Genomic DNA, 26,767 nt, shown 5'->3' with positions numbered 1-26,767 from the left:
GAGTCATGCCAATGACAACTCGTCTTTCCCGTCTGAGGTCACTTAGTGCTGCCTCACGCGCGGCGGCCCATCGCGCCATGGCGCGCGCCGCCCTCTTCTCCGACAGCAGCCTGCGTGTGCGCTATCAGCGCTATGAACACCACATGCACAAGGCCCGCCAGCTTGAGTCCATTGTCGCGTCCGCGGCGCAGGACCAGGGGGTGGTGTCATGAGCCGTCGATCGATTCATCCCCTGGCCGCTGCGCCGCTACGTGCCTTGCTGCAGCAGAAGGCCGTTGGTGGTGAAACCTTCACGCAGTGTGGGCTTCGCGATGAGTTGTGTGCCCACCCCGAGCTGTCCGACTTCGGCCTGCAAACGCTGCGCTATTACGTGCGCGGGCAGGTGGCACGGTATGAACAGCTCGGTTGGGTGGAGCGAGTAGGAAAGGTTGGTGCGCGTCGTGTTTTGTACCAGGCGACGCCGGCATTTCCCGCTGATTCCGACCAGGATGACTCTGACACGACTGGAGAGGGCGATGGACATGCCCATGGCGAGTTGGATCTCAGGCTAGAGCAGGACTGTGAAGCGCTGCGTGAGCAGATGGAAGCGAGTGACCACCGCCTGCAGGCGTTCCGGGAGATCGCTGCGAAATATCCAAACGCACGCAGTGACGTCGCCCCGCTATTTGATCAGGAGAAAGCTCAGGCGAGGGCTCTTAGCGAGAAGCTAAGGGCCTATGCCGAGGTGCGACAGCGGCTGGCTCAGGCAGGAGGTGATAAATGAAGCTCCCTGATACTTCGCCATCTACTCCCTCTCTACACTATCCTCCGCTGCGTGAGTGGCAGCAGCGCTGTGTGGACAAGGCCATGCAGCAGCTGTCACCCACGCGGCCGCATTTCCTGTGCCAGGCGACGCCAGGGGCTGGCAAGATGCTGATGTCCGCGGTGCTAGCCGGCCTGCTGCTGGAACGGGGAGATGTCGACTTCGTTCTCTACCTGGGGCCGAGCCGAGACGTAGTGAGCCGTGCCGAGCAGACACTGTCCGAGGTGACGGGACTGGCCATGGACGGTCAGTTGGGCGCTCGGGGTGGTTGCTACACCTATCAGTCGCTGCGTTCACGCCTGCAGACGCTGCAGCAGTTGGGTAGACAGTTCCGGGTGCTGCTGATCTGGGATGAGAGCCATCATGCCGGGCGATTGCCCGGAACCCAGAAGGGGGCGAATGAATGGGGCCAGGCGCTGTTGCTCCTGGAGCGCAACATGGCCCTGACTCTGGCCCTGTCGGGGACACCTTGGCGTACCGATGGCAGCTGCCTGCCGCTATTGCGGTACCTGGACTTGCCGCAGGGTACCCAGGAGAGTGAGAGCGGTGAGGCGGCGCTACAGCAGCGTCTGGTACCGGATTTCGTATACACCCTGCAACAAGCAGTACGCGATGGGGTGTGTCGCCTGCCGCTGATCCAACTGGTGGACAATCGGCGCATCTCGCTCACCGTGACCGATCCACGGAGCAGGAAGCCGAAGAAGCAGAAACAGTTCACCAGCATTCCGCGTCTGCTTCGGGGCGCGCGGGTAGGCTATGGGGACTTGCTACGCCATGAGGCTCCCATGGCGTACGTGCTCGAGCGGGGTATCGCCAGACTGTCGGAGTTGCGTCGCATACAGCCGGCAGCGGGAGGGCTGGTGGTGGCGTCAGACATCGAACATGCCGAGGACATTGCCGAGTGGTTGGGCGACCGAGGCGAGGATGCGTGTCTGGTGACCAGCCAGACTCCCCATGCTCATAGCAGACTGCAGGCATTTCGCGAGTCCGCTCAGGCTTGGGTCGTGTCGGTGGGGATGATCAGTGAGGGTGTCGACATTCCGCGACTGCGTGTGTGCTGCTACCTGAGCCATGTGCGTACCGAGCAGCACTTTCGCCAGGTGCTCGGGCGCATCATCCGCCGCATGGGGGAGCAGGATCCAGACTGCCACCTGGTGGTGATCAATGAACCAATTCTGCGGCGCTATGCACACCGGATCGCGGATGACCTGCCGGAGGAAAAAGCCGTGGTGTCGGTAGTCCCAACTGAAGCGGACGGACGAGGATCAAGTAGCAGCAGCTCGACGGGTGAGCAGGAAGCGGCAGAAGAGCCCGGGGAGGCCCGAGATTCTGTACCCGATACTGCCGGTGTTGCCTTCGGTAGCGCAGCCTCGGCATCGACAACTGCCGCGCGCTGGGAGCAGGATATGGCCTTCTCCCGGCGTTTCATCGCACATATAGCGACGCTTAAGCTGTAATTGCGCCTTTCCGTCTCATGGGAGGCAGCCCCCTTCTCCCAGCTTGTGAAGGAGAAGGGGGCTGCCCTCGGGCCATGCGAGGGCAGTATCCCTATGTTGCCGTTGGTTTTGATCCTGAATGGCTGGAGGCAGGGATTATCGGTTTCTCCGCTTTTCCTCCATCCACGCATCCACCTCGTGCTCTACCCAGGCCACACAACGTTCTGAAATCAGGATGGGACGTGGGAATTTTCCTTCCTTGATTTGCCGGTACAGCGAGCTCTGGCTGATGCCGCAACGTTGGAGAACGACGGATTTACGAATGAGCTGGGTCATGGGACCTCCTGATTTTGGTGAGTTTTGGTCTCACCTCTAATACAGGGGTCAATTTCGGGAATTTGCGGCGACAGCACCAAAAAAACGCGCACCGCGTGGTGGGGCGATGCGCTCTGGTGGGCGCCTTGATGCCTGCCTGATGGGCGGGCCGTAGGGTCAGCCCCAGGCCATGGGGCATCTATCTCTCAGGCGGGTTGTTCCTCTTGAGGCGCCTGCCAGACTTGAGTCTGTCGAGTGTCGGCGTGCCCATGACTCCATCAGGGGAGTTCCCGGAGTCACCAGGGGGGGTCTCGGTATGGCGAGTATCGCTGGTGCCGGCGGCAGGGGAGGGACTACCTGATGAACTTTCATGAGACTTCCTGAGGTCTTCCAAGACAGACCTCGTCGGCCGATGAGTTGTGTTGTCGGTATCTTTACTTCGCTCGGCAAGCATGTTGTCGATAATACCTCCGCAGCACTCCTCTGATGCGCCAGAGCGCTCCGCAAATAAGCGAATGATTTGCTCTTCTGTGAGATCCCCAATCCGCTGGCGCTGCTGGAGTGCCGCTTCAATCATGCGGCGGACTGTCCTGATGTAGAAAGGGGACCTCTCAATCATGCCGGGGGTGATCGATGAATGGTGATCGGCGTCTGATGAGTTACTCTCTTTGGCAACGGGCAACCCCATAATAGAGCCATCACTATTTGGCTCTCCGGGAGGTAAGCGATTAGCCGCGGCGACTGCGCGACTTGGAATGCGACGGCGGCGCTCTTCTTTTGGCTTCTCAAGCTCGTCAACATATCGTCGACCCACATCTCTATAGAAATTCTGGCGAAAATTCTGTTTAACTATTACTGATGGATTGGTCACGTAACTCATGGCCCATTCCCTGCGAGCGAGCATTTCACGACCAGGAGTGAACCATAGATGCAGGTGTGGGTAGTTCTCGTCCAAGTGAAGGACGCAGTAATTCAGGCGCATGCCTGCTTTTTTAAGATAAACTTTTAACCAGTCGATACACTCATTGCGGAACTGCCTGATCTTCTCAAGAGAGGTGTCTTTTGTTTCTGTCGGGAGGCTTGCGATGACAGTACCAATCGCCGTCGCGTCTTTCCTGACTTTCCGCTCCACCACTTTGCCCTTGATATTTTGCGGTGACACTGACTGGGCCATCGTGGTTTCGATCCATGCCTGGTACTCCCTCAGGGAGCTCCACTCGGCATCGACCGGGGTGACCTCGATCTCAGGGGCGCCCACGTGGCGTGAATGACTCGGATCTCGTCGCCCTTCTGCCAGGACCGATGCCAAGGTGCCCTTCTTCCTGGCCGGTCCTCGGGGGTATCCCTGAATGCGGATGAACTGGTAGGTCGGCATGATTCCTCCGGTAGTTGTCACTATGCCAATCACCCTAGCATGAACGACCCACCCAATAGGGTTTCTGGGTTAACCCTGTGAACTGCAGGTTAGTCCTGTGTGAGGGTTAGACTCTTTACAGAATTGGACTAACCCCCTAACCCTGTGGAATGTATCGTCAGCTTCAGGCGGCCTTAATTTATATGCTGAGAGGTTGATCATTAGTTGGTGAAGCTGCTGATGATTAGGTGGTCGGTGGGTGAGCACGGGGCTGCTCGTTACCTGATCACCAGATGCTCACGTCTTGCTCATGCGTGTTCACCAATATGCTCAGACACTGGCCACGACTCGAGCTGAAATTTTTTGAAAAAAATTGCCTTGGAGATCCCTATTGCCCTTGGGTGGAATGGTATGGTGGTTACATACATGGTGACGAATGGAGGCATGATGGTTGATCCCAAGGTTATCAGTGAGACCTTGCAGTCATTGGCGGAAGTTGATTGTAATAGGGTCTCATTCAGTGAGAGCAGGTTCTCTGAGGCGCGCCTTCATCTAATTGGGCACGAAGAGGACTTGTTGAAGGCTGTGTCGATTTCGGGATGTAGCAAGGTTGCGAGGGATTTGAATGAAAAAGGGATAAAGATATCTAGGTCGACATTGTCAAGAGTTTGTAAGGAAATTAAAGAGGATGGCTATATCAAGGTTCCGGGTCGCAAAAGGATTAACCGGAAGAGTAGAGGTGGGGAAGCTTTTGAGAATGGAGGTGGAGAACGGTATGAGAAAAATTCTTCATCGGGTTGTGAGATGGATGATGCAAAAAAAGAAGATGCAAGTCCTTGTGAAGGCCATCGAGGCGATCTAGGTGGCGATGTAATGTATGAGAAAAATAGGAAGGTGCTGAAGGCGAGGGAAAAGCTTGAATGTGTTCTAGGGCTAAGCGATATAGAAGGTGAAAAATGAATATTATGCTAATTAATCCCAAAGGTGGAGTGGCAAGGTCATGCTCGGCAGTACAGTTTGTTGCGCCCTATTTTTTATCTAGAGATAAAAAAGTTAAAATTTTTGATATCAATGCTGATTCCAAGGATTCCTCTGGCTATTCGAACACGATTATTGATTCAAAATATGTAGACCTCTCCACTGATCCAATGGAAGCTGTTGAACAGCTGAAGCGCGATATTGAAGTTGTGGACAATTGTGTCTTAGATGTGGGTGGCAATGGATCAACTCTTACTTTTTTGAAGTATGCATATGAGCTCGACCTTCTACGGGATATTGACCATGTGATGATTCCTGTGGCCTCGGAGGGTGACTATATACTGGAAATGGGGCCGCAAGTAAGATCTGTGGAATTAACTTTTGAGTTAATTGATGAGCTGTTCAAAGGACTTAAGGCGAAGGTTTGTTTCTGTTTGACTCGAGTTCGTAAAAATTTTGATGATGGCGATGTTGAATATTATTTTCCTGGAATTTCGGAGATTGCTAAAAGTAAAGGGCTAAATAAGTTCTTGTATTTTCAGGAGAGTAATGCTGTTGTTAAGAGCAGAGAGTTTGGGATGACCGCCTGGGAGATCTCTAATTATCATTATAATTTAATTGAAGATCTATTGGATGAACTTGATAAATTACAAGAGGTCAGGGGTGAGAAAGGGTCTGGCATGGATGGGGGAGTAAAAAGTGAGGTTTTGAAGTTGTCTAGGAAGATTTCCTTGTTCAGTTCTTCACGGAGTTTTTCTGATGCTATTGAGTCTGAATTCGAGAAGATGGATGAAATTTTAGGAATCAAGGCGTAGTGATGTGATTGTTTCTGAAAAGCCCCCTATGTGCGTAGGTGAGTGCAGGTAGGGGCTTTTCTAGTTTGTCTCGCTTTACAGGCTGTCGCGCCACATCTTTCTCGCAAACGTAAGTGACGTCACCTTGGGAAGTGGTGTGCCATTTTCAATACATGAAATTCAGGTTTTTCTGCGTAGTCCGTCTAGATAATTAGCCCATGATTGAAGCATTTCGCGGCGCTGTTCCAAATACTGTGTCCGATTATAGGCGCGGCCATTAGTGTCTCTTACTGTGTGTGCAAGCTGTTGTTCAATGTAATTCTCTGGGTAGCCGAGTCTCTCCGCAAGGATGGTTCTAGCCATTGCGCGAAACCCATGAACTGTCATTTTATTCTTGAAACCCATTTGATCAAGCGCGGCTTTCATCGCAACATTGCTCATGGGGCGCTTATTACTGCGTGCACCGGGGAAGACGAACTCTGACCTGCCTGTAAGGCCATGAAGATCGCGCAGGATGTCCACGGCCTGCGTGGGTAGAGGCACGATCAGTGGCTGATCAGTTTTGCTGGCTACGAAGGACCATGTCGCATCCTCAAGGTCAATGTCAGCCCATTTTGCGTGGCGGAGCTCGCCGGGGCGCGTGAAAACGAGCGGGGCGAGTTTCAAAGCGGCAATGGTGACGGGCTGCCCTCCGTAGCCATCGATGGCCCGAAGCAGCTCTGCGACATCGTCGGGCTCAGTGATTGCGGCGTAGTGTTTGGTCTTGTTAGGCCGTAGAGCACCGCGGAGGTCCGGAGTGGGGTCGCGCTCGGCACGCCCTGTGGAAATGCCGTAGCGAAACACTTGCCCGCAAAGAGCCTTCACGCGATGGGCAGTTTCTATGTGGCCCCGGTCCTCGATGCGGCGCAGGCAGGTCAATAGTTCAGCTGCGGTGATCTCGGAAAGCGGTCTTTTGCCGATGACTGGAAAGGCGTCGCGCTCGAGTCGTCGGCGGTTCCGCTGGTAGTGATCAGGCACGACGTCATGCTGGTGGACCCGCTCCAGCCATTCCTGTGCCACCAGCTGGAACGTGTTGGCTGCTACCTGTTGTCCGAGCTGGCGCTCGAGCTGCTTGGCCATGCTGGGGTCCACCTCCTCGGCTAACTGCTCCTTGGCCTTGTCGCGCGCTTTTCGCGCGTCCGCCAGCGTTACATCCGGGTAGGTGCCGATCGCGAGTAGCTTTTCCTTGCCAGCAAAGCGGTACTTCATTCGCCAGTACTTGCTGCCAGTCGGTCGGATCTCAAGATAGAGCCCTCCGCCATCGGCCATCCTGGTGGTCTTGTCCTTGGGCTTCGCCGTCTTCACGGCGGTGGCTGACAGCTTGTTGATCTGGCGGCTCATGGGGGACCTCGCAGCGAGCTTGGCAGGTACCCCCATCGTGGTCCGCCTTGCACCTGCGAGGCGACTCAGAAGCCCGGCTGATGCGGTCTGCGGCGAGTTGGGGGTACCAGATTATGGTTTCGACGATGTACCCCCAGATGTACCCCCATCGTTGGGGGTATGTCAAAGGATGACCTGGGAACTCCTGAAACAAGAAAGGGGCCCGGAGGCCCCTGTTCATGCGGTTTCTGGCGTTTCTTGGTAACTCCTGAAACCTGTGGTTGGTGGAGGCGGCGGGAATTGAACCCGCGTCCGCCAGCACGCGCCCATTGGCTCTACATGCTTAGATTCCGTCTTTTGCTTTAACGCCTCTGGCTCCGACGGTCAGGATCCAGCGACGCGATTCCTCTTAGGTTTAACGACCGGCATGAGGACGCTACCGATCGCGATCCCATCAGTCTTGGCTCGTATCCCCTCCGTGATGAATGGGCACATCACTTCGGGGCCGGGCTAGAAGCTAGCAGTTTTTACGCTGCCAGCGCGCCCTGAGCGTAGTTGTCGTCGTTTGCGACTATTTAGTCGTGATGTTGGATTTACGAGATACATCACGCTCTCGGCATGCACCGCAGGGGTTGTCACCGGCGTCGAAACCATGTCGCCCCCTCAACAGGCATCCTAACAGGATCTCGGAACTTATGACAGATCAGCCGCGGTTTTGTTCCCGCATGATGCGGCCCTTCTGACGCTGCCAGTCGCGGTCCTTCTCGGTGGCGCGCTTGTCGTGCAACTTCTTGCCGGTCACCAGCGCCAGCTCGCACTTCACCCGGTTGCCCTTCCAGTAGAGCTTGAGCGGCACGCAGGTGTGCCCCTTGTCCTGGGTGCGCGAGAAGATCTTGGCGATCTCCTTGCGATGCAGCAGCAGCTTGCGGGTCCGTGTCGGGTCGGCGACCTCGTGGGTGCTGGCGGTGTTGAGCGGCATGATATGGCTGCCCAGCAGCCACGCCTCGCCGTTCTTGACCAGGATATAGGTATCGGTCAGCTGGGCCTTGCCGGCGCGCAGGCTCTTGACCTCCCAGCCGGCCAGCACCAGGCCCGCCTCGAAGGTCTCGTCGATGTGGTACTCGAAGCGCGCCTTCTTGTTCAAGGCGATGACGTTGCTGCCGGGGCCCTTGCCCTTGCCTTTCTTGTTGGCCATGAAACCTCGTATCGTGTCCTTGCCCGTGGCGGCTCCCCTCCACATGGGGGGAAGCGTGGTACCATTCAAGGCCTGAAAATGACGACTCATGATACGCCCTGGGCACCGTGAAGTCAGCGAGGAGCGCAATGCCAACGGTCAACCGAACCGCCATGGTGCGGCACACCCCCCAGGACATGTTCGACCTGGTCAACGACTTCGAACGCTATCCGGAGTTCCTGCCGGGCTGTCGCCGTGCGCGGCTGGTGGAGCGCGACGAGTCGCACCTGGTGGGCGAGATGACCCTGGGCCGCGCCGGCATCGAACAGAGCATCATGACCCGCAACGACCTGATCGAGCCGGAGCGCATCGAGATGTCGCTGGTCAGCGGCCCCTTCAAGCGCCTGCGTGGCCGCTGGCTGTTCACGCCCATGGGCGAGAGCGCCTGCAAGGTGAGCCTGGAGATGGAATTCGAGTTCGCTAACCGCCTGATCGGCATGGCCTTCGGCAAGCTCTTCCAGCAGGTCGCCGGCCAGCTGGTGGACGCCTTCACCCGCCGCGCCGACGAGCTCTACGGGCGCTGAGCCATGGCCGAGATCGACATCGAGGTGGCCTTCGCCCTGCCTAGGCGCCAGCGGATCCTCCCCCTGCGGGTGCCGCTGGGCACCACCGCCCGCCAGGCCGTGGCGCTGGCCGACCTGCCGGAGTACTTCCCTGAGGTGGACCCGGCGACCTTCGCCGAGGCCGACCTGGGGCTCTTCGGCCGGCGGCTGCGGGAGCCCGGCACCCATCGGCTGCGGGCGGGAGACCGGGTCGAGGTCTACCGGCCGTTGATCATCGATCCCAAGGCCGCCCGCCAGGCGCGCGCCGCCGCCAGACGCTGACGCCCCGCCGGGCGTGGCCGCGGCGGGGCGTCAGCGTGGGTTCAGGCTGGGGCGCCGGGATCAGCGCTGGTCGGCGGGGGCCGCGTTGGGGGTGACCAGCGGGGTGGTGGTGGCCCCGTCGGGCAGCGGGGCGCCTTCGCTCGGCGTCATCTCGATCTCGCCCTCGAGCTCCCCCTCGCGCTGGATGTCGACCAGGCGATTGCCGTCGAAGGTCAGCGTGACCCGGCGCCGCTCGACGCCCGCGTAGGCCTTGTCCAGATAGAAGAGGTAGTCCCACTGGTTGGCGTCGAAGGGGGCCTCCAGCAGCGGGCGACCCATCACATAGATGACGTCGTCGCGGGTCATGCCCGGGCGCAGCTGCTCGACCATCTCGGCGGTCACCAGGTTGCCCTGGGGAATGTCGCGCTTGTAGACGCCGAAGTAGCTGCAGCCGCTGGCCAGCACCAGGGCGGCGGTAAGGGTGACGATTCTGGTCAACTTTTGCATTTGCGCCTGTTCTTCACTATCGTGGTTTCGGTCGATCATACCCGACCCTACCCGATACTGCGAAGAGCGACCATGGCCGACCAGAACCATGAATTACGCAAGGCCGGTCTGAAGGTGACCCTGCCCCGCGTGAAGATCCTGCAGATCCTGGAGAACGCACAGGGCGAGCATCACATGAGCGCCGAGGACGTCTACAAGACACTCCTCGATGCCGGCGAGGATGTGGGCCTGGCCACCGTCTACCGGGTCCTGACCCAGTTCGAGACCGCGGGCCTGGTGGTGCGCCACAATTTCGACGGCGGCCATGCCGTGTTCGAGATCTCTCAGGAGGAGCACCATGACCATATGGTGTGCCTGGAGAGCGGCGAGATCGTCGAGTTCTTCGACGAGCTGATCGAGCGCCGCCAGCAGGAGATCGCCGAGGAGCACGGCTACGAGCTCGTCGACCACGCCCTGGTGCTCTATGTGCGCCCGCGCGGCTCCAGCGTCACCCGCCAGGACGGCCCGCCCCGCAAGTAGCGGTCACCGCCCTGACTGGCCTGCACGACGGCCCCGATCATCGATCGGGGCCGTCGTCGTCTGTCGGCATCGCCAGGAGGGGGAGGGGGGGCTGGTGCCTAGTGGTGGGGGCGCTGGCTGGCGTCGAGCATCTCCCGGGCGTGGGCCAGGGTGCGGTCGGAGAGGTTGACCCCACCCAGCATCCGCGCCAGCTCGCCGACCCGGCCGGCCTCGTCGAGGAGCGCCATGCGGGTCAGGGTGGTATCGCCCTCGGCCTGCTTCTCGATATGCAGGTGGCGATGGGCCTGGGCGGCCACCTGGGGCAGGTGGGTCACCGTCATTACCTGGCCCGTCTCGCCCAGGCGGCGCAGCAACTGGCCGACGATCTCGGCGGTGGCGCCGGAGACCCCCACGTCCACCTCGTCGAACACCAGGCTGGGGATGGTGGAGTGGCGTGCCGCCACCACCTGGATCGCCAGGCTGATCCGCGACAGCTCGCCGCCGGAGGCGACCCGCGCCAGCGGCCGTGCCGGCTGCCCCGGGTTGGCGCTGATCAGGAAGCGCACGGCGTCGAGCCCCTCGGCGGCGGGCGCCTCGCGTTCGCTCACCGCCACCTCGAAGCGCGCCTTGCCCATGGCCAGGAAGGCGAGCTGCTCCTGCACCGCCTCGCTGAAGCGACCGGCGGCCCGGCGCCGCGCCTCGCTCACCTCGCGGGCCAGGCGCTTCCAGCGCTCGCGCAGCGCCTCCACCTCGGCGGAGAGGGCGTCGAGGTCCTGGTCGCCCTCCTTCAGGTGTTCCAGCTCGGCGTGCAGCGCCTGGTGGCGCGCGGTGAGCTCCTCGGGCATCACGTGGTGCTTGCGCGCCAGGCGATGCACCTCGCCCAGGCGCGCCTCCACCCAGGCCAGGCGCTCGGGGTCGAGCTCGGTGTCGGCGGCCAGGTGGGTGAGCTCCCTGGCCGCCTCCTCGACCTGGATGCGTGCCTCGCCCAGCATGGCCAGTGCCTCGCCCAGGCGCCCGCGCTCGCAGCCCGGCAGCGCCTCGAGCCGGCCGATCGCTCGGGTGAGCAGGCTGACCGCGCCGCCCTCGTCGTGGTCGCAGCACTCGGCGGCGGCCTGGGTCTCGCGCAGGCGCTCCTCGGCGTGGGCCAGCTCCTCCTGCTCCTCCTCCAGGGCCTTGAGCTCGCCCTCGGCCAGCGCCAGCTGGTCGAGCTCCTCGACCTGGTAGCGTACCAGCTGGCGGCGGGCGGCCTGTTCGTCGCCATCCTCGGCCAGGCGCTTGAGCCGGCGACGGGTGGCCTGCCAGGCGCGGAAGGTCTCGGCCATCTCGGCCAACGCCTCGCGCTGGCCGGCGAAGTCGTCGAGCAGGCGCAGGTGGGTCTCCTCGCGCAGCAGCTGCTGGTGGGCGTGCTGGCCGTGCACCTCGATCAGGTGCTCGCCCAGCGCCTTGAGATCGGCGACGGTGGCGGGCTGGCCGTTGATCCACGCCTTGGAGCGGCCGTTGGCGCCCACCACCCGGCGCAGCAGGCAGTCGTCGTCGGGCAGCTCACGCTCGGCCAGCCATTCGCGGGCCCGGGGCAGGGCGGCGATGTCGAAGCGTGCGGTGAGGTCGGCGCGCTCGCGCCCGTGGCGCACGCTGGCGGCATCGGCGCGCTCGCCCAGGCAGAGGCCCAGGGCGCCGAGCAGGATCGACTTGCCGGCACCGGTCTCGCCGGTGATGGCGGTCATGCCGCCGGCCAGCTCCAGCTCGAGGTGATCGACGATGGCGAAGTCGCGTATGGCAAGTTCCGTCAGCATGCTGCCTCCCCGGGTTCGTCCGCCTGGACTACCTGGTCATTCATACATGATGTGTGTGTTTATACAGTAGTCGATGCCCCCTCTCAATGCACGAACGATCGGCCACCCGCCGTCACGCCTTGAGTTCCGCGACGGCGTCCCCATATAGCGGACAGAACCGTCTTATCGACCCCCATTCATGTTGCATCGGCGGCCAGGGGCCGCCGCATCCCTGTCAGGAGAGACCCATGGCTAAAGATCCGCAGACCCCGCTGGACGACGAGCTCAAGCGCCAGGAGGAAGAGGCGGAGCCCCAGGTCGAGCCCGTGGAGGGCGAGCTGGCGGACGCCGCCGAGGCGGCCGACCAGGCGGAAGAGGCCGCCGTGGAGGGCGGCGACAACCCCGAGGCCGAGGTGCTGGCGGCCAAGGTCGAGGAGCTCGAGCAGAGCCTCGCCGAGGCCAAGGACCAGGCGCTGCGCACCGCCGCCGAGGCGCAGAACGTGCGCCGCCGCGCCGAGCAGGAGGCGGAGAAGGCGCGCAAGTTCGCCCTGGAGAAGTTCGTCAAGGAGCTGCTGCCGGTGGTCGACAGCCTGGAGAAGGCGCTGGAGGCCATGGGCGAGGAGGCCAGCGAGGCGCACCGCGAGGGTGTCTCCATGACGCTGAAGATGCAGCTCGACGTGCTCGGCAAGTTCGGGGTCGAGGTGGTGGAGCCCGCCGGCGAGCCCTTCGACCCGCAGTACCACGAGGCCATGGCCATGGTGCCCAACCCGGATCTCGAGCCCAACCGCGTGATGGAGGTGGTCCAGAAGGGCTACCTGCTCAACGGCCGCCTGGTGCGCCCGGCCATGGTGGTGGTTAGCCAGGCCGCCGGCTGACGTACCAACAAATCCCGGCCGCGGGGCTTGAAATGCGCCACGCGGCCCCCAGATAGACGGCAACCCCGCGGCGCAGGCCGCAACGACTCCGAATACACCACACGACTTTCGAGGATTTCCTATGGGACGCATCATTGGAATTGACCTGGGTACCACCAACTCCTGTGTCGCCGTGCTCGACGGCGACAGCGCCAAGGTCATCGAGAACGCCGAGGGCGCGCGCACCACGCCCTCCATCATCGCCTACACTGAGGACGGTGAGACTCTGGTTGGCCAGGCGGCCAAGCGCCAGGCGGTCACCAACCCGCAGAACACCCTCTACGCCATCAAGCGCCTGATCGGTCGTCGCTTCAAGGACGACGTCGTTCAGAAGGACATCAAGATGGTGCCCTACAAGATCGTCGAGGCCGACAACGGCGACGCCTGGGTCGAGGTGAAGGGCAAGAAGCTGGCTCCGCCGCAGGTCAGCGCCGAAGTGCTGAAGAAGATGAAGAAGACCGCGGAAGACTACCTGGGTGAGGAAGTCACCGAGGCGGTCATCACCGTGCCGGCCTACTTCAACGACAGCCAGCGCCAGGCCACCAAGGACGCCGGCCGCATCGCCGGCCTCGAGGTCAAGCGCATCATCAACGAGCCCACCGCGGCGGCGCTGGCCTACGGCATGGACAAGTCCCGCGGTGACAAGACCATCGCGGTCTACGACCTGGGCGGCGGCACCTTTGACATCTCCATTATCGAGGTGGCCGACGTCGACGGCGAGACCCAGTTCGAGGTGCTGGCCACCAACGGTGACACCTTCCTGGGCGGCGAGGACTTCGACCTGGCGCTGATCAACTACCTGGTCGACCAGTTCAAGAGCGACAGCGGCATCGACCTCTCCGGCGACAACCTGGCCATGCAGCGCCTCAAGGAAGCCGCCGAGAAGGCCAAGATCGAGCTCTCCAGCGCCCAGCAGACCGACGTCAACCTGCCCTACATCACGGCAGACAACACCGGTCCCAAGCACCTCAACGTCAAGGTGACCCGGGCCAAGCTGGAGTCGCTGGTCGAGGAGCTGGTCAAGCGCTCCCTCGAGCCGTGCAAGACCGCGCTCGAGGACGCCGGTCTCTCCGCCTCCGAGATCGATGACGTCATCCTGGTCGGCGGCCAGACCCGCATGCCCATGGTGCAGAAGTCCGTGGCCGACTTCTTCGGCAAGGAAGCGCGCAAGGACGTCAACCCAGACGAGGCGGTGGCCGTGGGTGCGGCGATCCAGGGCGGCGTGCTGGGCGGTGACGTCAAGGACGTGCTGCTGCTCGACGTCACCCCGCTGACGCTCGGCATCGAGACCCTGGGCGGCGTGATGACCCCGCTGATCGAGAAGAACACCACCATCCCGACCAAGAAGACCCAGACCTTCTCGACCGCGGATGACAACCAGACCGCCGTGACCATCCACGTGCTGCAGGGCGAGCGCAAGCAGGCGAGCGGCAACAAGTCGCTGGGCCGCTTCGACCTGGCCGACATCCCGCCGGCGCCCCGCGGCGTGCCGCAGATCGAGGTCGCCTTCGACCTGGACGCCAACGGCATCCTGAACGTGTCCGCCAAGGACAAGGCCACCGGCAAGGAGCAGTCCATCGTCATCAAGGCCTCCAGCGGTCTCTCCGACGAGGAGATCGAGCAGATGGTCCGCGACGCCGAGGCCCACGCCGACGAGGACAAGAAGTTCGAGGAGCTCGTCCAGCTGCGCAACCAGGCCGACGGCATGGTCCACGCCGCGCGCAAGACCGTGGAAGAGGCCGGCGAGCATGCCAGCGACGAGGAGAAGGAGGCCATCGAGAGCGCCGCCAAGGAGCTCGAGGAGGCCATCAAGGGTGACGACAAGGACGACATCCAGGCCAAGCTCGACAAGCTGACCGAGGCCTCCGGCAACCTGGCGCAGAAGATGTACGCCGCCCAGGCCGAGGCCGGCCAGCAGGCAGGCGGCGAGGCCGGCGACGCCGGTGCCAAGCCGGAAGATGACGTGGTCGACGCCGAGTACGAAGAAGTCAACGACGACCAGAAGAAGCAGTAACCACGCATCTGAACCACGGATGACGCCAGCGCGGGGGCCAGACTCCCGCGTTGGTGTTTCCGAGGGACCGCGACGGAGGCGGACAGACCCATGTCCAAGCGCGACTATTACGAGGTACTGGGCGTAGAGCGCGGTGCCGACACCAAGGAAATCAAGAAGGCCTACCGACGCCTGGCCCAGAAGTACCACCCCGACCGCAACCCGGACGATGACAGCGCGGCGGAGAAGTTCCGCGAGGTCTCCGAGGCCTACGAGGTGCTCTCCGACAGCGAGAAGCGCGCGGCCTATGACCAGTTCGGCCATGCCGGGGTCGACGGCCAGGCCGGCGGCGGTGGCTTCGGTGGCGCCGGGGCCGGCGGCTTCAGCGATATTTTCGGCGATGTCTTCGGTGACATCTTCGGCGGCGGCGGTGGCCGGCGTCACCCCAACGCCCCGCAGCGCGGCAGCGACCTGCGCTACAACCTCGAGCTTGACCTCGAGGACGCCGTGGCCGGCACCAACGTGGACATCCGCGTGCCGCGTCACGTGGAGTGCGAGCGCTGCGACGGCGGTGGCGCCGAGCCGGGCTCCAGCAAGGAGACTTGCCCGACCTGTAACGGCATGGGCCAGGTGCGCATGCAGCAGGGCTTCTTCGCCGTGCAGCAGACCTGCCCGACCTGCCATGGCAGCGGCCAGCACATCAAGGTGCCGTGCCACAAGTGCCACGGCGAGGGCCGGGTGCGCGAGACCCGCACCCTGTCGGTGAAGATCCCCGCCGGGGTGGATACCGGCGATCGCATCCGCCTCACTGGCGAGGGCGAGGCCGGCATCAACGGCGGCCCGCCGGGCGATCTCTACGTGCAGGTGCACCTGAAGCCGCACCCGATCTTCCAGCGCGACGGCCGCAACCTGCAGTGCGAGGTGCCGATCAACTTCGTCGACGCCGCGCTGGGTGGCGAGCTCGAGGTGCCCACCCTGGGTGGCCGGGTCAAGCTGAAGATCCCGCCCGAGACCCAGACCGGCAAGCTCTTCCGCCTGCGCGGCAAGGGCGTCAAGCCGGTGCGCGGCGGCGCCCCGGGCGACCTGATCTGCAAGGTGGTGGTCGAGACCCCGGTGAAGCTCAACGAGGAGCAGAAGGAGCTGCTGCGCCAGTTCCAGGAGAGCCTGGGGGGCTCCAACAGCGCCCACCACTCGCCCAAGAAGAGCGGCTTCTTCGACGGCGTGAAGAAGTTCTTCGAGGACATGAAGCCCTAGGCGGCATCACCCCTCGAGGAGCGCATGGCAGGGCCCCGGCATCAACCAGATGCCGGGGCCCTGTCGCGTTCAGGGGCGGGTGCGGCGCATTCAGCACCGCAGCTGGTCCAGCCGCCAGGCCAGAGCATCGCGATCCGGCTGCCAGCGCGGGTCGCGGGGCAGCACCAGCGGCTGGCGATCCAGCTCGCACAGCCAGCGGCTGTCGGGCACCAGGGCATCCACGCTGGGGCTGACATGCCAGCGGTGGTCCGGGCCGGGGGCGATCAGCAGGTTGTCCATGGCCCAGTGCAGGTTGGGGGTCAGCGCGATGCCGTTCACCGGGCGGTCGTCCTGGCTCTCGGCGAAGGGCACCAGGTGGGCCGCCTCCACCAGGTAGCGGTAGTCGGGGGTGATATAGCGCAGCCGGCTCGCCGCGCAGCGGTGTCAGGCGACACGTAAAACTGACCCCCAGGCGACACGGAAAACTGACCCCTCCGTGAGCTCACCAGGAGGGTCCATTCATGCAGCAACCCGGATATAACGTTCCCCATACTCAGGTACGAGGGGAACCGATGCAGAGCCCAGAGGATGTCGCCGCCATGCTGCGCCTGAAGGCCTGTGGCTGGGGCACTCAGCGCATTGCCGACGAGCTCGGTGTCAGCAGGAACACCGTCAAGCGCTACCTGCGCCAGGGCGGCTGGGCGCCCTACGCGAGCCCCCAGCGCAGCAAGTCGCTGGAAGGGCTGGAGGAATGGCTGAAGGCCCGCTTCCTGCAGCATGCCGGTAACGCCGCCGTGGTCCTGCAGGACCTGCAGCTCGAACACGGCATCACGGTCAGCCTGCGCACGGTGGAACGCGCCTGCGCGCCCTTCCGTCAGGCCCTGGCCGCCGAAGCCAAGGCCACGGTGAGGTTCGAGACCCCGCCCGGGAAGCAGCTGCAGATCGACTTCGGCAGCCGCCACATCACTATCGAGGGGGAGTCGGTCAAGGTCTTCCTGTTTGTCGCCACCCTGGGCTACTCCCGCCGCCTCTACGTCCGCGCCTTCCGGCACGAGCGGCAATCGGCGTGGTTCGCCGGGCTGGAGGGCGCCTTCCGCCACTTTGGCGGGATTCCAGAGCAGGTGCTGCTGGATAACGCACGGGCGCTGGTCGACCACCACAACGCGGCGACCCGCGAAGTCGTGTTCAACGAGCGGTTGGCGGCCTTTGCGCGTTACTGGGGGTTCCGACCGGTGGCCTGCGCACCGTACCGCGCCCGTACCAAGGGCAAGGACGAGCGAGGCGTTGGCTACGTGAAGCGTAATGCTATCGCCGGCCGGACCTTCGCCGCCTGGGCGGCGCTGGAGGCCCACCTGAGCTGGTGGATGCGCGAGATCGCCGACCAGCGGGTCCACGGCACCACCGGAGAGCTGCCGGCGGTGCGCTTCATCGCCGAACAGGCCAGCCTGCAGCCGCTCAAAGACAGGGCGCCCTTCGAGCAGGCCCGTGAACTGAGCCGCCGGGTACAGCGCGACGCCACCGTGGAGGTCGACACCAACCGCTACAGCGTGCCCTGGCGCCTGATCGGTGAGCCCGTTCAGGTCAGCGTGACCGACGGCGAACTGCGGGTGCACCACGCCGGCCGTGAAGTGGCCCGCCACCCGGAGCTGGGCGGGCGCCGCCAGGTGCGCTGCCTGTCGGAGCACCTGCAAGGCATCGTCGGCTACCGATCACCCAAGGCGGACACCGAGGAGGTCGTGGCGCCCAGCGAGATCGTGGCCACCTTGCCGCCGGCTGCGCTGCAGCGCGACCTGACCGAGTACGAAGCCGTGGTGGGAGGTGGCTGGTGATGACGACGCCGGAGACTGAGCGCCTGGACGCCATGCTGACGCGTCTCAAGCTGACCGCCATCCGCGAGCGGCTCGACACGCTGCTCGACGAAGCCGCACGCCGGGAACTGACCCTGCGCGAGACGCTGGCCTACCTATGCGAGCAGGAGGTGGCCCACAAGGAGCAGCGGCGCATCCAGATGGGGCTGAGCATCGCCCGCTTCCCGTTCCTGCGCACTCTGGAAGGGTTCGATTTCAGCGCTCAGCCTGCCGTCGATCCCGGTCAGATCCGTGAGCTGGCCTGCGGACGCTGGATCGCCAACGGCGACGCCCTGCTGCTGCTCGGCCCGCCGGGCGTGGGCAAGAGCCACCTCGCCGTGGCACTGGGCCGGGAAGCGGTCAAGGCCGGCTACTCGGTGCTGTTCACCACCGCCACGGCACTGATCACCCAGCTGGTCCAGGCCCATGCCAATGGCGACCTGGAGGAACGGCTGAGGCACTTTGCCAAGCCCAAACTCTTGATCATCGACGAGCTGGGCTACCTACCGCTGGAGCCGGGTGCGGCCAACCTGTTCTTCCAGTTGGTCACCCGGCGCTATGAACGCGGCAGCCTGCTGGTCACCAGCAACCGAGCGGTCAGCGAGTGGGGCGAGGTGTTCGGTGACGCCGTGGTCGCCACGGCGATCCTTGACCGACTGCTGCATCACAGCCACGTCATCACCATCCGCGGCGACAGTTACCGACTGCGAGCCAAGCGCAAGGCCGGGCTGATCAAGCCCAATTCCATCCACCATCAAGAGCAAGTCGTCAGAGGGTAAGGGGGTCAGATTTCACTGTCGCAAGGGGGTCAGTTTCTGATGTCGCTTGACAGCGGTAGTCGTAGGCCTCCAGCACCAGCGAACGGAAGGCGGCGGAGCGGGCCCTGGCCTGTCTCAGGGAATCGCCTTCCGGGCCCTTGAGCCGTTCCGGCGCTTTCTCGTAGGCGCCGCTGGCAAAGGCGTCTTCCAGGTAGTCATGCAGCCTGGCCTGGGCATTCGGGCTCCAGGCGAAGTAGCGGGCGATCAGGAGGGCGCCAGCCTCGCGGGTGGCCTCCTCGCTGCCGAGGCGTGCGTAGAGTGCCGGGTGCAGGCTTGCCGTGTCGAAGCGCTTGAGCAGTTGGTCGAGGGATCCGGGGGCGCCCAGCTGGTCGGCAACTTCTGCCAGGGCAGGGGCGAGCGCCGGTTGCCAGAGTGACCCTGCCTCGCCGTCCGGGCCCCTGTCGCTGGCCAGGAACCAGAGCGGCAGCCAGGGGCGCGCCTCGCGGCGCGCGCCGGCGGCGAGCTCATAGAGGTCGTGATAGCGAGCGATCAGGCGATCATCGATGGCGACGCGAGGCGAGGTGATATGCCCCGCCTGGATCTCGCAGAGGATGGCCAGCAGCAGGCAGGGCTTGTTGGGAGCCGGCCGCCCCTTGCTGTGGCCCACCCTGAGCCGCGTCAGGCACGCCAGCGCCTTGTCCATCGGGTCCCTCCCTTTCCCGGGTGTCGGCGGTCACGGTATCACGTCGCCCGTGCACGGTTGAAAGATGGTGCTTGGCGGCGGCGGGGCTGTCGTCATAGTCTGGAGGCCCGACATTCCTGCAGGAGAGTAGCGCCATGCCCATTTCACGCGCCGAACTTCCCGCCGACGATGCGGCGGCCCTGATCGACCAGCTGTGCCAGCGCTGGTCCGACGAGGCCAAGGAGGTGGATCGTGCCGGCGACCCGGTGCGCGTCGAGTTCGACAACGGCACCTGCTACCTCCAGGCCAAGCCGGACAAGCTGATGGTGGTGGTCGAGGCGCTGGACGACGAGAGCCATGACGCCCTCGAGCGCGACGTGGACCACGCCCTGGATGCGCTCAAGGGGGTGGAGCTGGATATCGTCTGGGAGGCGTGAGCGGGGCAGTTTCCCCGCGTGGCGCCCACCTCGGCATGCTGCTGTGGGCGGCGCTGGTGGGGCTCTCCTTCCCCGCCGTGGGGCTGATGGGGGAGCTGCCGCCGCTCTCGCTTACCGCCCTGCGCTTCGTCATCGCCTGTGTCGGCCTCTTCATGCTCGCCAGGCGTTCGCCCGCCTTCCTGCCCGCCCCGCGCACCCTGCCGCTCTACGCGCTGATGGGGCTTTGCCTGGCGGGCTTCTTCTCGGCCATGTTCTGGGCGGCACACCACACCACGGCGCTCTCCATGGCCACCCTGCATGTCACGGTGCCGCTGCTGGCCTTCCTGCTGGGGCGGGGGCTGCGTGTCGAACGCCCCGGCTGGCGCCTGCCCGCCATCCTCGCCCTGGGGGCGGCCGGGGCGCTCGCCATCGCCGTGGCGGAGGCGTGGCAGCAGGGCGGCCGCCTGGCCTTCGGCCGCGGCGAGGCGGTGTTCTTCGCCGGCTGCATCGCCACGGCGCTCTATCCGGTGCTCAGCCGCTGGGGGCTGGCCAGGGGGGTGTTGCCGGAATCCGCGGCGGTTCGCACCTTCTGGAGCCTGGGGCTCGGCGGCGTGCTGATCGGCCTGGCGGGGCTCGCCGTGGAGCCGGTGGCGCGGCTGGCGACGATGCGCCCCCTCGACCTGGCGCTGCTGGTCTACCTGGGGCTCTGCTCCAGCGCGCTGACCTTCTGGCTGATGCAGCGCGCCACCGCGGCGCTGACCCCGGGGGTGGTGACCGCCTACGGCTACCTGGTGCCCTTCGTCTCCATGCTGCTGCTCTTCGCCCGCGCCCCCGAGCGGATCGGCTGGGAGTGGCTGCCCGGCAGCCTTACGGTGCTGGCCGCCATGGCGCTGCTGATGCGCCGCGACGCGGCGGCGACGCCGACCGGCTAGCGCCCGCTCTGGTATACTGCAGCCTTTATCGAGCCGCCATCTATCACAGGAGTCCACATGACGCGTATCGCCATCGTCGGTGTCGCCGGCCGCATGGGCCGTACCCTGGTCAACGCCGTGCAGCAGGATGAGGGCGCCACCCTGGCCGGCGGCGTCGTCGAGCCCGGCAGTTCGCTGGTCGGCGCCGACATCGGCGAGCTGGCGGGCGTCGGCCGGCTAGGGGTGAGCGCGGTGGATGACCTGGCGGCCATCGTCGACGACTTCGACGTGCTGATCGACTTCACCGCGCCGCGGGTGACCCTGGCCAACCTGGCGGTATGCGCCGAGCACGGCAAGCGCATGGTGATCGGTACCACCGGCCTCTCCGACAAGGAGTTGGCCGAGCTCGACGCCTTCCGCGACAAGCTGCCCTTCGTCTTCGCGCCCAACATGAGCGTGGGGGTCAACCTGACCCTCAAGCTGCTGGAGACGGCGGCCCGGGCGCTGGGCGACGAGGGCTATGACATCGAGGTGGTCGAGTCCCACCACCGCCACAAGGTGGATGCCCCCTCCGGCACCGCGCTGAAGATGGGCGAGGTGGTGGCCGAGAGTCTGGGCCGCACCCTCAAGGAGCATGGCGTCTTCGAGCGGGTGGGGCAGTGTGGGCCGCGCAGCGACAAGGAGATCGGCTTCGCCACGGTGCGCGCCGGCGATATCGTCGGCGAGCACACGGTGATGTTCGCCACCGAGGGTGAGCGCATCGAGATCACCCACAAGGCCTCGAGCCGCATGACCTTCGCCAAGGGTGCGGTGCGCGCGGCGCGCTGGGTGGCCGGCCAAGGCAACGGCCGCTATGCCATGCAGGATGTGCTTGGTCTCGACTAAAGGGGTAGTCGAAGGGCGCCGTTTCCTGTAATATCCCCAAAATTTTGGCCGGGCGCACGGGCGAAAGCCCCCTTCAACAGCGCTTGTTGCTTCGGCCCAGGCATTCCGAGCGAATGACAACAAGCGGGATGAAACCGGTCTAGCCATCGGGTTCGTCCCGCTTTTTTGCGGCCCGGCGAACGGCATTGACGAGCTGTCTCTTTACACTTGGGAGGACCTAGCATTGAACAGACCCGCGATACTGGCCCTGGAAGATGGCAGCGTGTTTCACGGCACGGCCATCGGCGCCGATGGACAGACCAGCGGTGAGGTGGTGTTCAATACGGCCATGACCGGCTACCAGGAAATCCTCACCGACCCCTCCTACACCCGGCAGATCGTCACCCTCACCTATCCGCATATCGGCAACACCGGCGTCAACGCCGAGGACGTCGAGTCCGGCGCCATCGCCGCCGCCGGCCTGGTGATCCGCGACCTGCCGCTGCTGGCCAGCAGCTTCCGCTGCGAGCAGACCCTCTCCGACTACCTCAAGGGCCAGAACGTGCTGGGCATCGCCGAGATCGATACCCGCCGGCTGACCCGCATCCTGCGCGACAAGGGCGCCCAGAACGGCGCCATCCTGGCCGGCAGTGAGGCCGAGGGCGAGGACGCCGAGGCGCGCGCTCTGGCCGCCGCCCGCGCCTTCCCCGGCCTCAAGGGCATGGACCTGGCCAAGGTGGTCTCCTGCCAGAGCCCCTACGAGTGGAGCGAGGGCGAGTGGGCCCTGGGCCAGGGCTATGCCGATGCCGCCGCCGGCGAGCGCCCCTTCCACGTGGTCGCCTACGACTTCGGCGTCAAGCGCAACATCCTGCGCATGCTCGCCTCCCGCGGCTGCCGCCTCACCGTGGTGCCGGCCCAGACCCCGGCCGCCGAGGTGCTGGCCATGGCCCCGGACGGCATCTTCCTGGCCAATGGCCCCGGCGACCCCGAGCCCTGCGACTACGCCATCACGGCGATCCAGGCGCTGCTCGAGAGCGGGATCCCGCTGTTCGGCATCTGCCTGGGCCACCAGCTGCTGGCGCTGGCCAGTGGGGCGAAGACGGTGAAGATGGGCCACGGCCACCACGGCGCTAACCACCCGGTGCAGGACCTCGACACCGGCCACGTGATGATCACCAGCCAGAACCACGGCTTCGCCGCCGACGAAGCGAGCCTGCCGGCCAACCTGCGTGCCACCCATCGCTCGCTGTTCGACGGCACCCTGCAGGGGATCGAGCGCACCGACTGCCCGGCCTTCAGCTTCCAGGGACACCCGGAGGCGAGCCCCGGCCCCAAGGACGTCGCGCCGCTGTTCGACCGCTTCGTCGCGATGATGCAGGACCGCCGCGGCTGATCCGCCGCGCGGCCCCGTCTCGAGTCACGTCGCCCCTCGTCACCCTTTTTCAGCGGGAAGCACCATGCCCAAGCGTACCGACATCCAGAGCATCCTGATCATTGGCGCCGGCCCCATCGTCATCGGCCAGGCGTGCGAATTCGACTACTCCGGCGCCCAGGCCTGCAAGGCGCTGCGCGAGGAGGGCTACCGGGTCATCCTGGTCAACTCCAACCCGGCCACCATCATGACCGACCCGGCCATGGCCGATGCCACCTACATCGAGCCGATCACCTGGCAGGCGGTGGAGAAGATCATCGAGGCCGAGAAGCCCGACGCCATCCTGCCCACCATGGGCGGCCAGACCGCGCTCAACTGCGCCCTGGACCTGGACAAGCACGGCGTGCTCGAGAAGCACGGCGTGGAGATGATCGGTGCCAACGCCGACGCCATCAACAAGGCCGAGGACCGCGACCTCTTCGACCAGGCCATGAAGCGCATCGGCCTGGAGTGCCCCAAGGCCAAGGTGGCCCACACCATGGAGGAGGCCTGGGAGATCCAGGGCGAGCTCGGCTTCCCGGTGATCATCCGCCCCTCCTACACCATGGGCGGCTCCGGCGGCGGGGTGGCCTACAACAAGGAGGAGTTCGAGGAGATCTGCCAGCGCGGCTTCGAGCTCTCCAACAACCATGAGCTGCTGATCGACGAGTCGCTGCTGGGGTGGAAGGAGTACGAGATGGAGGTCGTCCGTGACCGGAACGACAACTGCATCATCGTCTGCGCCATCGAGAACTTCGACCCCATGGGCGTGCACACCGGCGATTCCATCACCGTGGCCCCGGCCCAGACGCTGACCGACAAGGAGTACCAGATCATGCGCGACGCCTCGCTGGCGGTGCTGCGCGAGATCGGCGTCGAGACCGGCGGCTCCAACGTCCAGTTCGGCGTGGACCCGAAGACCGGGCGCATGGTGGTGATCGAGATGAACCCGCGGGTGTCGCGCTCCTCGGCGCTGGCCTCCAAGGCGACCGGCTTCCCCATCGCCAAGATCGCCGCCAAGCTGGCCGTTGGCTACACCCTGGACGAACTGTCCAACGACATCACCGGCGGGCGCACCCCGGCCTCCTTCGAGCCGGCCATCGACTACGTGGTCACCAAGATCCCGCGCTTCACCTTCGAGAAGTTCCCGGCGGCCAACGACCGCCTCACCACCCAGATGAAGTCGGTGGGCGAGGTGATGGCCATCGGGCGCACCTTCCAGGAGTCGCTGCAGAAGGCCCTGCGTGGCCTGGAGACCGGTAACGACGGCCTCGACCCCAAGGTGAGCGAGTTCACCGACGAGGCCATGGCGCACATCAAGGGCGAGCTGCAGGCCGCCGGCGCCGAGCGCATCTTCTATGTGGCCGATGCCATCCGCGCCGGCATGAGCCGCGACGAGCTCTTCGCGCTGACCAACATCGACCCCTGGTTCCTGATCCAGCTTGAGGACCTGGTGGCCACCGAGGCCGAGGTGGCTCGCCGCTCGCTCTCCGAGCTCGACGCCCGCGAGCTGTTCCGCCTCAAGCGCAAGGGCTTTTCCGACGCCCGCCTGGCCCGCCTGCTGGGGGTCTCCGAGAAGGAGTTCCGCAAGGCCCGCCAGGCGAAGGGCATCCGCCCGGTCTACAAGCGGGTCGACACCTGCGCCGCGGAGTTCGCCTCGGATACCGCCTACATGTACTCCACCTACGAGGAGGAGTGCGAGGCGGAGGTTTCCGACCGCCAGAAGATCATGGTGCTGGGCGGTGGCCCCAACCGCATCGGCCAAGGCATCGAGTTCGACTACTGCTGCGTCCATGCCGCCTTCGCCATGCGCGACGACGGCTACGAGACCATCATGGTCAACTGCAACCCGGAGACCGTCTCCACCGACTACGACACCAGCGACCGCCTCTACTTCGAGCCGGTGACCCTGGAGGACGTGCTGGAGATCGCCGACAAGGAGCAGCCGGTCGGCGTGATCGTGCAGTTCGGCGGCCAGACCCCTCTCAAGCTGGCCCGCGAGCTGGAGGCCGCCGGCGTGCCGATCATCGGCACCACCCCGGACGCCATCGACCGCGCCGAGGACCGCGAGCGCTTCCAGCAGATGATCGACAAGCTGGGCCTCAAGCAGCCGCCCAACGCCACCGCGCGCAGCTTCGAGGAGGCCTTCGCCAAGGCCGAGGCGATCGGCTACCCGCTGGTGGTGCGCCCCAGCTACGTGCTGGGCGGTCGCGCCATGGAGATCGTCTACGACGCCTCGGAGCTGGAGAACTACATGACCCACGCGGTCAAGGTCTCCAACGACTCCCCGGTGCTGCTCGACCACTTCCTGAATGCCGCCATCGAGATCGACATCGATGCGGTCTCCGACGGCGAGCAGGTGGTGATCGGCGGCATCATGCAGCACATCGAGCAGGCCGGGGTGCACTCCGGCGACTCCGCCTGCTCGTTGCCGCCCTACTCGCTGCCCGCCGAGGTGCAGGACGAGATGCGCGAGCAGGTGCGCAAGATGGCGGTGGAGCTCGGCGTCAAGGGGCTGATGAACGTGCAGCTCGCCTGGCAGGACGGCGAGATCTACGTCATCGAGGTCAACCCGCGCGCCTCGCGCACCGTGCCCTTCGTCTCCAAGTGCATCGGCACCTCCCTGGCCCAGGTCGCCGCGCGTTGCATGGCCGGCACCAGCCTGGTCGATCAGGGCTTCACCCGCGAGATCGTGCCGCCCTTCTTCAGCGTCAAGGAGGCGGTCTTCCCGTTCAACAAGTTCCCGGGCGTCGACCCGATCCTGTCGCCGGAGATGAAGTCCACCGGAGAGGTGATGGGCTCGGGCGACACCTTCGCCGAGGCCTTCTACAAGGCGCAGCTGGGCGCCGGCGAGGCGATCCCTGCACTCTCGGGGGAGCGCAAGGCGTTCCTCTCGGTGCGCGAGCCGGACAAGGCGGGTGTTATCGAGGTGGCGCGTTCTCTGGTAACATTGGGATTTACGCTGTGCGCGACCCGCGGTACCGCCGCCGCCCTCGAGGCCGCCGGTATCGCTGTCGAGGTCGTGAACAAGGTCTACGAAGGCCGCCCGCATATCGTCGATCTGCTCAAGAACGACGAGATCGCCTACATCGTCAATACCACCGAGGGTCGCCAGGCGATCAATGACTCCTCGGTGATCCGTCGCACCGCGCTAGCCCGCAAGGTTCCCTACGCCACCACGCTGGCGGGGGCGAATGCCGTTTGTCTGGCGCTCGAGTACGGCAACGCGATCACGGTGCGGCGGCTTCAGGAACTGCATGCAGGAGCCGCATAATGAACAAGGTCCCGATGACCGTCGCCGGAGAGGCGCGCCTGCGCGAGGAGCTCGACCACCTCAAGAGCGAGGCGCGTCCCAAGGTGATCGCCGCCATCGCCGAGGCCCGCGAGCACGGCGATCTCAAGGAGAACGCCGAGTACCATGCCGCCCGTGAGCAGCAGGGCTTCATCGAGGGTCGCATCCAGGAGATCGAGGGCAAGCTTTCCAGCGCCCAGGTGATCGACGTCACCAAGCTGCCCAAGACCGGCAAGGTGATCTTCGGCGTCACCGTCGAGCTCCTCAACCTCGACACCGACGAGGAGGTCACCTACCGCATCGTCGGCGAGGACGAGGCCGACATCAAGCAGCGGCTGATCTCGGTCACCTCTCCTATCGCCCGCGCCCTGATCGGCAAGGAGGAGGGCGACGTGGTGGTGGTCAAGACCCCCGGCGGCGATGTCGAGTACGAGATCTCGAGCGTGGAGCACCTGTAGCCCTTCGGGCAGCGACAAGCTGCAAGGATCAAGCGACAAGAAAGCCCCGCAGGCGAATGCCTGCGGGGCTTCTTCATCTCTGCGGGTCGGCAAGCTGTCCTTGCTCCTTGCTCCTTGCTCCTTGCTCCTTGCTCCT

At 64.5% G+C, this 26,767-nt stretch carries 26 protein-coding genes, 1 other RNA gene and 1 pseudogene; 19 read left to right on the top strand and 9 right to left on the bottom strand.

All coding sequences use genetic code 11. From position 1 onward, the window contains the following. The first annotated feature begins 11 nt into the window (after positions 1-11). From Q673_RS24600 to Q673_RS24590, 3 genes are read left to right on the top strand one after another with little or no spacing between them, the layout of a single operon-like run. Entirely contained in the window at positions 12-212 is a 201-nt protein-coding gene (locus Q673_RS24600) for a hypothetical protein (RefSeq protein WP_023005336.1), read from the top strand. Further along, a complete protein-coding gene (locus Q673_RS24595) occupies positions 209-763 on the top strand; it encodes a hypothetical protein (protein WP_023005335.1) in 555 nt (184 codons plus the stop codon). Before Q673_RS24600 ends, Q673_RS24595 begins: the two co-directional genes overlap by 4 nt. After that, on the top strand, positions 760-2,259 hold the full coding sequence (locus tag Q673_RS24590) for a DEAD/DEAH box helicase (RefSeq protein WP_031217856.1): 1,500 nt from the start codon (positions 760-762) through the stop codon (positions 2,257-2,259). Before Q673_RS24595 ends, Q673_RS24590 begins: the two co-directional genes overlap by 4 nt. 135 nt (positions 2,260-2,394) lie before the next feature. Here Q673_RS24590 and Q673_RS24585 read toward each other — a convergent pair whose 3' ends face one another. Together Q673_RS24585 and Q673_RS35935 are read right to left on the bottom strand one after the other, a co-directional pair. Further along, entirely contained in the window at positions 2,395-2,574 is a 180-nt protein-coding gene (locus Q673_RS24585; RefSeq protein ID WP_023005333.1) for a helix-turn-helix transcriptional regulator, read from the bottom strand. 178 nt (positions 2,575-2,752) lie between these two features. Next, complete coding sequence (locus tag Q673_RS35935; protein WP_081711994.1) at positions 2,753-3,928, bottom strand: plasmid recombination protein; 1,176 nt, start codon at positions 3,926-3,928, stop codon at positions 2,753-2,755. A 423-nt stretch (positions 3,929-4,351) separates the two neighbouring features. On the opposite strand from Q673_RS35935, the gene Q673_RS36485 reads away from it, so the two are divergent. Both Q673_RS36485 and Q673_RS36480 read left to right on the top strand, forming a co-directional pair. Further along, entirely contained in the window at positions 4,352-4,867 is a 516-nt protein-coding gene (locus Q673_RS36485) for a hypothetical protein (protein WP_152527088.1), read from the top strand. Further along, positions 4,864-5,700: a hypothetical protein gene (locus Q673_RS36480; protein WP_152527087.1), complete on the top strand. Its 837-nt coding sequence runs from the start codon at positions 4,864-4,866 to the stop codon at positions 5,698-5,700. The genes Q673_RS36485 and Q673_RS36480 overlap by 4 nt, the downstream gene beginning before the upstream one ends. A 159-nt stretch (positions 5,701-5,859) precedes the next feature. On the opposite strand, the gene Q673_RS24575 is transcribed toward Q673_RS36480, so the two are convergent. From Q673_RS24575 to smpB, 3 genes are all read right to left on the bottom strand, one after another. Continuing rightward, positions 5,860-7,059 carry a tyrosine-type recombinase/integrase gene (locus Q673_RS24575; RefSeq protein WP_031217854.1) on the bottom strand — a complete coding sequence of 400 codons (1,200 nt, stop codon included), beginning with the start codon at positions 7,057-7,059 and terminating at the stop codon, positions 5,860-5,862. Positions 7,060-7,320: 261 nt separating this feature from the next. Next, positions 7,321-7,701, bottom strand: a transfer-messenger RNA (tmRNA) gene (gene ssrA / locus Q673_RS35930). A 40-nt stretch (positions 7,702-7,741) separates the two neighbouring features. Further along, positions 7,742-8,233 (bottom strand): SsrA-binding protein SmpB, encoded by a 492-nt coding sequence (gene smpB, locus Q673_RS24570; protein WP_023005329.1) that lies wholly within the window; start codon positions 8,231-8,233, stop codon positions 7,742-7,744. Between the two features lie 128 nt (positions 8,234-8,361). On the opposite strand from smpB, the gene Q673_RS24565 reads away from it, so the two are divergent. After that, positions 8,362-8,796, top strand: a complete 435-nt coding sequence (locus Q673_RS24565) for a type II toxin-antitoxin system RatA family toxin (RefSeq protein WP_031217852.1) — start codon at positions 8,362-8,364, stop codon at positions 8,794-8,796. 3 nt (positions 8,797-8,799) lie between these two features. Further along, on the top strand, positions 8,800-9,096 hold the full coding sequence (locus Q673_RS24560) for an RnfH family protein (RefSeq protein WP_023005327.1): 297 nt from the start codon (positions 8,800-8,802) through the stop codon (positions 9,094-9,096). A 60-nt stretch (positions 9,097-9,156) separates the two neighbouring features. Here the strand turns inward: Q673_RS24560 and Q673_RS24555 are convergent, their stop codons facing one another. Continuing rightward, on the bottom strand, positions 9,157-9,582 hold the full coding sequence (locus tag Q673_RS24555) for an outer membrane protein assembly factor BamE (protein WP_023005326.1): 426 nt from the start codon (positions 9,580-9,582) through the stop codon (positions 9,157-9,159). A gap of 72 nt (positions 9,583-9,654) precedes the next feature. Here Q673_RS24555 and fur point away from each other — a divergent pair, with 72 nt between their 5' ends. Next, the gene (gene fur, locus Q673_RS24550) at positions 9,655-10,101 is read left to right on the top strand and encodes a ferric iron uptake transcriptional regulator (RefSeq protein WP_023005325.1); all 447 of its coding nucleotides are present in this window, start codon (positions 9,655-9,657) and stop codon (positions 10,099-10,101) included. Between the two features lie 98 nt (positions 10,102-10,199). Here the strand turns inward: fur and recN are convergent, their stop codons facing one another. Beyond that, complete coding sequence (gene recN, locus Q673_RS24545; protein ID WP_023005324.1) at positions 10,200-11,873, bottom strand: DNA repair protein RecN; 1,674 nt, start codon at positions 11,871-11,873, stop codon at positions 10,200-10,202. Positions 11,874-12,100: 227 nt separating this feature from the next. Here recN and grpE point away from each other — a divergent pair, with 227 nt between their 5' ends. The 3 genes from grpE (at position 12,101) to dnaJ (ending at position 16,013) form a co-directional block, all read left to right on the top strand. Next, complete coding sequence (gene grpE / locus Q673_RS24540) at positions 12,101-12,727, top strand: nucleotide exchange factor GrpE (RefSeq protein WP_023005323.1); 627 nt, start codon at positions 12,101-12,103, stop codon at positions 12,725-12,727. 121 nt (positions 12,728-12,848) lie between these two features. Continuing rightward, on the top strand, positions 12,849-14,780 hold the full coding sequence (gene dnaK, locus Q673_RS24535; protein ID WP_023005322.1) for a molecular chaperone DnaK: 1,932 nt from the start codon (positions 12,849-12,851) through the stop codon (positions 14,778-14,780). A 90-nt stretch (positions 14,781-14,870) separates the two neighbouring features. Then, positions 14,871-16,013, top strand: coding sequence for a molecular chaperone DnaJ (dnaJ, locus tag Q673_RS24530; protein ID WP_023005321.1), 1,143 nt, complete (start codon positions 14,871-14,873; stop codon positions 16,011-16,013). Positions 16,014-16,103: 90 nt separating this feature from the next. On the opposite strand, the pseudogene Q673_RS24525 reads toward dnaJ, so the two are convergent. Next, positions 16,104-16,418 (bottom strand): annotated as a pseudogene (locus Q673_RS24525) (HNH endonuclease); the annotation flags it as partial. A 95-nt stretch (positions 16,419-16,513) separates the two neighbouring features. Between Q673_RS24525 and istA the strand changes: the two are divergent. Both istA and istB read left to right on the top strand, forming a co-directional pair. Next, positions 16,514-17,821: an IS21 family transposase gene (istA, locus tag Q673_RS24520; protein ID WP_052004190.1), complete on the top strand. Its 1,308-nt coding sequence runs from the start codon at positions 16,514-16,516 to the stop codon at positions 17,819-17,821. Next, positions 17,821-18,618 carry an IS21-like element helper ATPase IstB gene (gene istB / locus Q673_RS24515; protein WP_023005318.1) on the top strand — a complete coding sequence of 266 codons (798 nt, stop codon included), beginning with the start codon at positions 17,821-17,823 and terminating at the stop codon, positions 18,616-18,618. The genes istA and istB overlap by 1 nt, the downstream gene beginning before the upstream one ends. Here istB and Q673_RS24510 read toward each other — a convergent pair. Then, entirely contained in the window at positions 18,608-19,300 is a 693-nt protein-coding gene (locus Q673_RS24510) for a hypothetical protein (protein ID WP_023005317.1), read from the bottom strand. The genes istB and Q673_RS24510 overlap by 11 nt on opposite strands. A 134-nt stretch (positions 19,301-19,434) precedes the next feature. On the opposite strand from Q673_RS24510, the gene Q673_RS24505 reads away from it, so the two are divergent. From Q673_RS24505 to greA, 6 genes are all read left to right on the top strand, one after another. After that, positions 19,435-19,716 (top strand): DUF2218 domain-containing protein, encoded by a 282-nt coding sequence (locus Q673_RS24505; protein WP_023005316.1) that lies wholly within the window; start codon positions 19,435-19,437, stop codon positions 19,714-19,716. Next, positions 19,713-20,627 carry a DMT family transporter gene (locus Q673_RS24500; protein ID WP_235048491.1) on the top strand — a complete coding sequence of 305 codons (915 nt, stop codon included), beginning with the start codon at positions 19,713-19,715 and terminating at the stop codon, positions 20,625-20,627. Before Q673_RS24505 ends, Q673_RS24500 begins: the two co-directional genes overlap by 4 nt. 57 nt (positions 20,628-20,684) lie before the next feature. Beyond that, complete coding sequence (gene dapB, locus Q673_RS24495; protein ID WP_023005314.1) at positions 20,685-21,491, top strand: 4-hydroxy-tetrahydrodipicolinate reductase; 807 nt, start codon at positions 20,685-20,687, stop codon at positions 21,489-21,491. 223 nt (positions 21,492-21,714) lie between these two features. Then, a complete protein-coding gene (carA, locus tag Q673_RS24490; protein WP_023005313.1) occupies positions 21,715-22,863 on the top strand; it encodes a glutamine-hydrolyzing carbamoyl-phosphate synthase small subunit in 1,149 nt (382 codons plus the stop codon). A gap of 64 nt (positions 22,864-22,927) precedes the next feature. Then, positions 22,928-26,155 (top strand): carbamoyl-phosphate synthase large subunit, encoded by a 3,228-nt coding sequence (gene carB, locus Q673_RS24485; protein WP_023005312.1) that lies wholly within the window; start codon positions 22,928-22,930, stop codon positions 26,153-26,155. Next, positions 26,155-26,631, top strand: a complete 477-nt coding sequence (gene greA / locus Q673_RS24480) for a transcription elongation factor GreA (protein ID WP_023005311.1) — start codon at positions 26,155-26,157, stop codon at positions 26,629-26,631. Before carB ends, greA begins: the two co-directional genes overlap by 1 nt. Positions 26,632-26,767: the final 136 nt, after the last annotated feature.

The sequence above is a fragment of the Halomonas sp. PBN3 genome, assembly GCF_000475415.1.
In the GTDB taxonomy this organism is placed as follows: Bacteria; Pseudomonadota; Gammaproteobacteria; order Pseudomonadales; family Halomonadaceae; genus Halomonas; species Halomonas shengliensis.
Note: the sequence above shows the minus strand (reverse complement) of the source record. Positions and strands in the feature narration are given on the sequence as shown.

Bases quoted from the DNA above. Each gene is read 5' to 3' on its own strand.
- Q673_RS24585 (WP_023005333.1), bottom strand. From the start codon at position 2,574: ATGACCCAGCTCATTCGTAAATCCGTCGTTCTCCAACGTTGCGGCATC.
- Q673_RS35935 (WP_081711994.1), bottom strand. From the start codon at position 3,928: ATGCCGACCTACCAGTTCATCCGCATTCAGGGATACCCCCGAGGACCG.
- carB (WP_023005312.1), top strand. From the start codon at position 22,928: ATGCCCAAGCGTACCGACATCCAGAGCATCCTGATCATTGGCGCCGGC.
- Q673_RS24600 (WP_023005336.1), top strand. From the start codon at position 12: ATGACAACTCGTCTTTCCCGTCTGAGGTCACTTAGTGCTGCCTCACGC.
- dnaJ (WP_023005321.1), top strand. From the start codon at position 14,871: ATGTCCAAGCGCGACTATTACGAGGTACTGGGCGTAGAGCGCGGTGCC.
- Q673_RS24560 (WP_023005327.1), top strand. From the start codon at position 8,800: ATGGCCGAGATCGACATCGAGGTGGCCTTCGCCCTGCCTAGGCGCCAG.
- Q673_RS24510 (WP_023005317.1), bottom strand. From the start codon at position 19,300: ATGGACAAGGCGCTGGCGTGCCTGACGCGGCTCAGGGTGGGCCACAGC.
- fur (WP_023005325.1), top strand. From the start codon at position 9,655: ATGGCCGACCAGAACCATGAATTACGCAAGGCCGGTCTGAAGGTGACC.
- smpB (WP_023005329.1), bottom strand. From the start codon at position 8,233: ATGGCCAACAAGAAAGGCAAGGGCAAGGGCCCCGGCAGCAACGTCATC.
- Q673_RS24505 (WP_023005316.1), top strand. From the start codon at position 19,435: ATGCCCATTTCACGCGCCGAACTTCCCGCCGACGATGCGGCGGCCCTG.
- grpE (WP_023005323.1), top strand. From the start codon at position 12,101: ATGGCTAAAGATCCGCAGACCCCGCTGGACGACGAGCTCAAGCGCCAG.
- Q673_RS24555 (WP_023005326.1), bottom strand. From the start codon at position 9,582: ATGCAAAAGTTGACCAGAATCGTCACCCTTACCGCCGCCCTGGTGCTG.
- Q673_RS36480 (WP_152527087.1), top strand. From the start codon at position 4,864: ATGAATATTATGCTAATTAATCCCAAAGGTGGAGTGGCAAGGTCATGC.
- dnaK (WP_023005322.1), top strand. From the start codon at position 12,849: ATGGGACGCATCATTGGAATTGACCTGGGTACCACCAACTCCTGTGTC.
- dapB (WP_023005314.1), top strand. From the start codon at position 20,685: ATGACGCGTATCGCCATCGTCGGTGTCGCCGGCCGCATGGGCCGTACC.
- Q673_RS24575 (WP_031217854.1), bottom strand. From the start codon at position 7,059: ATGAGCCGCCAGATCAACAAGCTGTCAGCCACCGCCGTGAAGACGGCG.
- recN (WP_023005324.1), bottom strand. From the start codon at position 11,873: ATGCTGACGGAACTTGCCATACGCGACTTCGCCATCGTCGATCACCTC.
- Q673_RS24595 (WP_023005335.1), top strand. From the start codon at position 209: ATGAGCCGTCGATCGATTCATCCCCTGGCCGCTGCGCCGCTACGTGCC.
- istA (WP_052004190.1), top strand. From the start codon at position 16,514: ATGCAGCAACCCGGATATAACGTTCCCCATACTCAGGTACGAGGGGAA.
- Q673_RS24565 (WP_031217852.1), top strand. From the start codon at position 8,362: ATGCCAACGGTCAACCGAACCGCCATGGTGCGGCACACCCCCCAGGAC.
- greA (WP_023005311.1), top strand. From the start codon at position 26,155: ATGAACAAGGTCCCGATGACCGTCGCCGGAGAGGCGCGCCTGCGCGAG.
- Q673_RS36485 (WP_152527088.1), top strand. From the start codon at position 4,352: ATGATGGTTGATCCCAAGGTTATCAGTGAGACCTTGCAGTCATTGGCG.
- istB (WP_023005318.1), top strand. From the start codon at position 17,821: ATGACGACGCCGGAGACTGAGCGCCTGGACGCCATGCTGACGCGTCTC.
- Q673_RS24590 (WP_031217856.1), top strand. From the start codon at position 760: ATGAAGCTCCCTGATACTTCGCCATCTACTCCCTCTCTACACTATCCT.